This window comes from Lactococcus cremoris subsp. cremoris NBRC 100676, assembly GCF_001591705.1.
Taxonomy (GTDB): domain Bacteria; phylum Bacillota; class Bacilli; order Lactobacillales; family Streptococcaceae; genus Lactococcus; species Lactococcus cremoris.
This window is the reverse complement of sequence record NZ_BCVK01000090.1, coordinates 1-4,589: the sequence shown is the minus strand read 5'-3', so window position 1 is coordinate 4,589 and position 4,589 is coordinate 1. Positions and strand designations below refer to the sequence as shown.

General features: G+C 33.2%; 6 protein-coding genes and 1 pseudogene. All 7 read left to right on the top strand.

Going from position 1 to position 4,589, the window contains the following annotated elements; all coding sequences use genetic code 11:
- Window positions 1–193 precede the first annotated feature (193 nt).
- Window positions 194–529: a helix-turn-helix domain-containing protein gene (locus LLA01S_RS11625; RefSeq protein ID WP_021165463.1), complete on the top strand. Its 336-nt coding sequence runs from the start codon at window positions 194–196 to the stop codon at window positions 527–529.
- Window positions 530–639: 110 nt separating this feature from the next.
- Entirely contained in the window at window positions 640–1,791 is a 1,152-nt protein-coding gene (locus LLA01S_RS13460) for a preprotein translocase subunit SecA (protein WP_232035045.1), read from the top strand.
- Between the two features lie 77 nt (window positions 1,792–1,868).
- Window positions 1,869–2,561 carry a preprotein translocase subunit SecA gene (locus LLA01S_RS13695; protein WP_372585171.1) on the top strand — a complete coding sequence of 231 codons (693 nt, stop codon included), beginning with the start codon at window positions 1,869–1,871 and terminating at the stop codon, window positions 2,559–2,561.
- Between the two features lie 27 nt (window positions 2,562–2,588).
- Window positions 2,589–3,008 (top strand): hypothetical protein, encoded by a 420-nt coding sequence (locus LLA01S_RS13690; protein WP_231099782.1) that lies wholly within the window; start codon window positions 2,589–2,591, stop codon window positions 3,006–3,008.
- 22 nt (window positions 3,009–3,030) lie between these two features.
- The gene (locus LLA01S_RS13445) at window positions 3,031–3,627 is read left to right on the top strand and encodes a glycosyltransferase (RefSeq protein ID WP_231099781.1); all 597 of its coding nucleotides are present in this window, start codon (window positions 3,031–3,033) and stop codon (window positions 3,625–3,627) included.
- A gap of 21 nt (window positions 3,628–3,648) precedes the next feature.
- Window positions 3,649–4,032, top strand: coding sequence for a glycosyltransferase (locus LLA01S_RS13440; protein WP_481808263.1), 384 nt, complete (start codon window positions 3,649–3,651; stop codon window positions 4,030–4,032).
- Between the two features lie 20 nt (window positions 4,033–4,052).
- Window positions 4,053–4,589 (top strand): annotated as a pseudogene (locus tag LLA01S_RS11610) (accessory Sec system glycosyltransferase GtfA); the annotation flags it as partial.

The following is a 4,589-nucleotide window of genomic DNA, read 5'->3' as shown; positions in this document are numbered from 1 at the left end:
AATTTTATAGTAGAAATACTCCAGAAAGCATGTATAATAGTTATTACAGAAGATAAATATAAAAGACTACTGTTGTCATATTTGATCAAGTTTAGATTGTCCATTCTATCGATATATCGTACGTTTTTAGAGACTCCGAAAAATTTAGATTTTTCGGAAACATATAAATCATAATTGATAAGGAATCAAAAAAATGGACGAAAGCATATTTTATAAACGACTAAAACTATTGAGTAAAAATTTAGGAAAGTCATTAAACCAAGTCGAAAAAGAACTCGGCTATTCTAGAAATGGTTTAAATAATTATAAAATGAATCACATGCCGTCGGCGCTTCGATTGTTAGAACTATCAGAATACTTTAACGTTTCTCCAGAATATTTGTTTGGGAAAAGTGAACTTTACGAGTTGAAAGGCCATGATGATAAAAATTCTGCTGAAATTATTTTTCGAAGATTAGATGAAAAACAAAAACTTAATATGTGTAAAATAACGAATAATTGGCTGATTCATGAAAAAAATGTCATTTGAAAATAAAGATTTAAACACAAGCAAAAAACCATAAGTGAAGACAAAAGGGAATTAAGAAATACTAGAACAGCTATTTAGAATGATGTCTAAAGTAGGGATAAGAGAAAAAAATGCGAAATTCAAAAGCAAAAAAATTATTAAAAAAAATTAATGAACAGAAAACTTATTATCGCGCAATGTCTGATGAAAAATTACAGGCGCAAACCGAAATATTAAGGAAAAAAATTGCTAACAACGAAGATGAAGAAGCAATTATTGTTGAAGCATTCGCGGTGGTACGTGAAGCCTCATATCGAGTCCTGAAAATGTTTCATACCGATGAACAAGTTTTAGGTGGTTTGGTACTGTATGAGGGCTATGTCGCAGAAATGAAGACAGGGGAAGGAAAGAGTTTAGTTGCAACTCTTCCTTTGTATTTAAAAGCTCTAACCATGGGGCGGTCTTTTCTTATTACAACAAATGGCTATTTAGCTAAAAGGGATAAAGAACGAATTGGCCCTGTCTATGAATGGCTAAGTCTAAGTGTTTCAGACAGCAGTGCGGTAGAAAATGAGACTAAAAGTCTTGTAGAACAGCGAAAGATAGGTTATGGGGGAGATATTATTTATACCTCAAATGGAGAATTTGGTTTTGATTTTTTAATAGATGGGTTAGCAGATAGTCCTGAAAATCGTTTTATGCCAGAACTCACTTTTGCCTTGCTGGATGAAGTAGATGAAATTTTGATTGATACCGCACAAACTCCTCTTATTATTTCAGGAAATCCAAAGGTTCAGTCTAATTATTTTGATGTGTCGCATCGATTTGTTCAAACTTTGAGAATAAAACAAGACTATGAGATGGACGATGAAGGAGAAAATGTTTGGTTAACAGAAAAAGGAATCGAAAAAGCAAAACATTATTTTTCTGTGGATAATTTATTGGGTTTACCTTACTTTAGCCTCTACCAACATGTGATTTTAGCCTTAAAGGCTGAGCATACAATAAGAAAAGATAAAGATTATCTAGTTGAAGACGGAGAAGTAAAACTCTTGAGCCGTAAAGATGGTCGAATACTTGAAGGTTCTAGCTTACAGAGTGGCCTACATCAGGCAGTTCAAACGAAAGAGGGGGCAAAAGGGACTCCCGAGTCTCAAACGATTTCGTCAGTAACTTATCAAAATCTATTTCGCCAATTTCGTCAACTTTCAGGGATGTCAGGAACGGCAAAAGTAGCAGAACCTGAATTTATTGGGACATATAATCTGCCAGTAAAAAAATAAAAACTCATAAGAAAAATAAAAGAAAAGACTATTCCTCTCTATCTTACGTAACCAATGAAGCAAAATTAAAAGCAGCGTTGAAGAAGATACAAGAATTGCATAAGAAAGAACAACCTTTATTAATCATCACTGGTTCTGTTGATGCTTCGGAGTTAATGTCTCTTTACCTTTTGGACCTTGGAATTGCTCATAACGTCTTGAATGCAAAAAGTAGTTTGAAAGAAGCCCAAATGATTAAGAAAGCAGGACGTGTTGGTGCTGTGACTGTTTCTACAACTATGGCAGGTCGTGGGACAGACATAAAAATAACGGAAGAGTCGATAAAAAAAGGTGGGCTTGCGGTTATTATTACGGAACGTTTACCTAATCGACGCGGAGAGCTGCAAGCAAAGGGCAGAGCAGGACGCAAAGGAGAACCAGGGGTAACTTATAGTTATGAATCTTTAGAAGATGATGTAATTAAAAAATTTATGCAAGGAAGAGTTCAAAAATATTATGATAAACGCGTAGAAAAATCACAAAACCTTCCATATCATCAAGTTCCCCCAAAAATAAGAAGAGGATCTTTACGACGAACATTTAAAAAATCCCAGCAAAAATCAGAGGAGCAAGGAGAAGGTCAAAGAAGCCAATCTTTGCAATTTGATAATATTCTTAAACTACAAAAAGATATGTTCAATGAAAGTCGTCAAAGAGTTCTGCAATTTTCTGATATTGACGAAGTTTTGAATTTTTTAAGTCAGCAACTCTCTTTAACACTAAAAGAATAGTTTGAACAAAAAGGTTCTGAAACAGAAGTGGAATTACAAAGATTTGTATTAGATAACATTGACTATAATTTCAAAGAAATTCAAGCATTTCAATATTTAAAAAATCAAGCAGGAAAAGAGAATTTCATTCAGTCTGTATTTGAGAAGAACTTACAGAACAAACAAGCTCAACTTCATGATGATAAAGCATTTTTCCAGTATCTACAAATAGGCATATTAAAAGCGATTGATACGATTTGGAGTAGTCAAATTGAAATTTTAAATCAATTAAAGTTTGTAGTTCCTTCAAGAGCCACTGCACAAAAAACGCCATTGATTGAGTATGAAAAAGAAGCTCAAAGAAGTTATGGATATCATAAAGAGCAGCTTTCGAAGATGATTATTCGAAATGTTGCTTTGAGTTTATTTGAAATAAAAAAAGGAGAGTTAGTCGTAATTTTCCCTTAAAGAAGATGGAGTAATAAAAAAATTGAATAAATATATTACTAATATTTATGGTCATTCCTTACAAAGCACAGCAATGCATGGACAGCATACAATAACGAATTTAGCACAAGAAATAGGTTATAAGGAAATTAATATTGCTGCTTATCGAGTGAGTGACGATAGTGAAGAAGAAAAAGAAAAGCGTATTGATGGGATGCTTACTTCGGTTGAATATGGGGGATTAGTAATTGCTCAAATGCCAACATGGAATGGTATTGCTTTTGATAAAGTACTTTTAAAAAAATTGCGAGAACGAGCAAAAAAACTAGTTGTGTTCGTTCATGATTTTGTCCCATTGATGTTTATAGGAAATGCTTATTTGGCTGATGCATATTTAGAAGCCTACAATCAGGCGGACTTGGTTGTCTTACCATCAAGCAAAATGGAAGTAAGCTTAAGAGCTAAAGGGCTTACACCTCCAGTTTTATATCAAGAAGTCTGGGATCATGTAACCACAATGGATTTTCCTGAGACGCCCTGTTTTGAACCTGTCCTTAAATTTGCAGGAAATATGGAGCGCTTTCCATTTGTTAAAAACTGGAAGAGTGAGACGCGCCTTGAAGTTTTTAGTAGAGGATAATTTGAGCCCCAAGGTAATGTTATTATTCAAGGTTGGAAGCATGATGATGAGCTTTTACGTTCTCTTCGTCAAGGTGGATACGGCTTGGTTTGGAGTGAAGATATTGAAACTCAACACGAGAGAGAATACTCAGAAATGAATGCTTCTTATAAATTTTCTACTTATTTAGCTGCTGGAATTCCGTTAATTGTGAATAAAGGGATGGCTAAGCAAGACTTTGTTGAAAAATATAACTTAGGCTTTGTTTGTGAAAATATGGATGAAGTGCTTGAACTGCTAAAAGATATGACAGAAGAAATATATAGAGAAAAACAAAAGGCTTCTCAGGATATTGGTGAACTTATAAAAGAGGGCTTCTTTGCTAAAAAATTATTAATTGAGATTCAAAACGCTTTATATTTGTAGAAAGATGAGAAATAATAAAAATGACAATATATAATTTCAACAAGGGAATTGGATGGGCTAGTAGTGGTGTAGAATATGCGCAAGCTTATCGTTCAAATATTTTCAAAAAAAATAAGCAAATAGCAAAATTCATTTTTACTGATATGTTTCAGGAAAATCTCCAACCTATGGCTCAGAATATTGGCTTTGAAGATGATGAAATTATTTGGCTATATCAATCTTTTACGGATGTAAGAATTAGCCCAACAACCTTTAGTGTAAAAGATTTAGAAAAAGAAATTACATTTACAATTAAAGAGAAAAAAACATCTACTAATTCGGTTACTTATATTTCTGAAGAGAATGGTATACGTTTGATGGCATATTTAGATAAAGTTGCGACTGATAAGGTTTATAAAACAGAATTACTTGTTAATGGAAAGCTAATTCAACGAGACTATTATACTTATGTCAAAACTTTTTCAGAATACTTTAAACCTGTAGATAATAGTGCTCGACTTTTTCAACGTCGATTTTTCAACGATAATGGTTCTGTGGCATATGAAGAATTATTAAAC

What these genes read in the sequence shown, in the direction of transcription:
- LLA01S_RS11625 (WP_021165463.1), top strand. Translation starts at nt 194, where the DNA reads ATGGACGAAAGCATATTTTATAAACGACTAAAACTATTGAGTAAAAAT.
- LLA01S_RS13460 (WP_232035045.1), top strand. Translation starts at nt 640, where the DNA reads ATGCGAAATTCAAAAGCAAAAAAATTATTAAAAAAAATTAATGAACAG.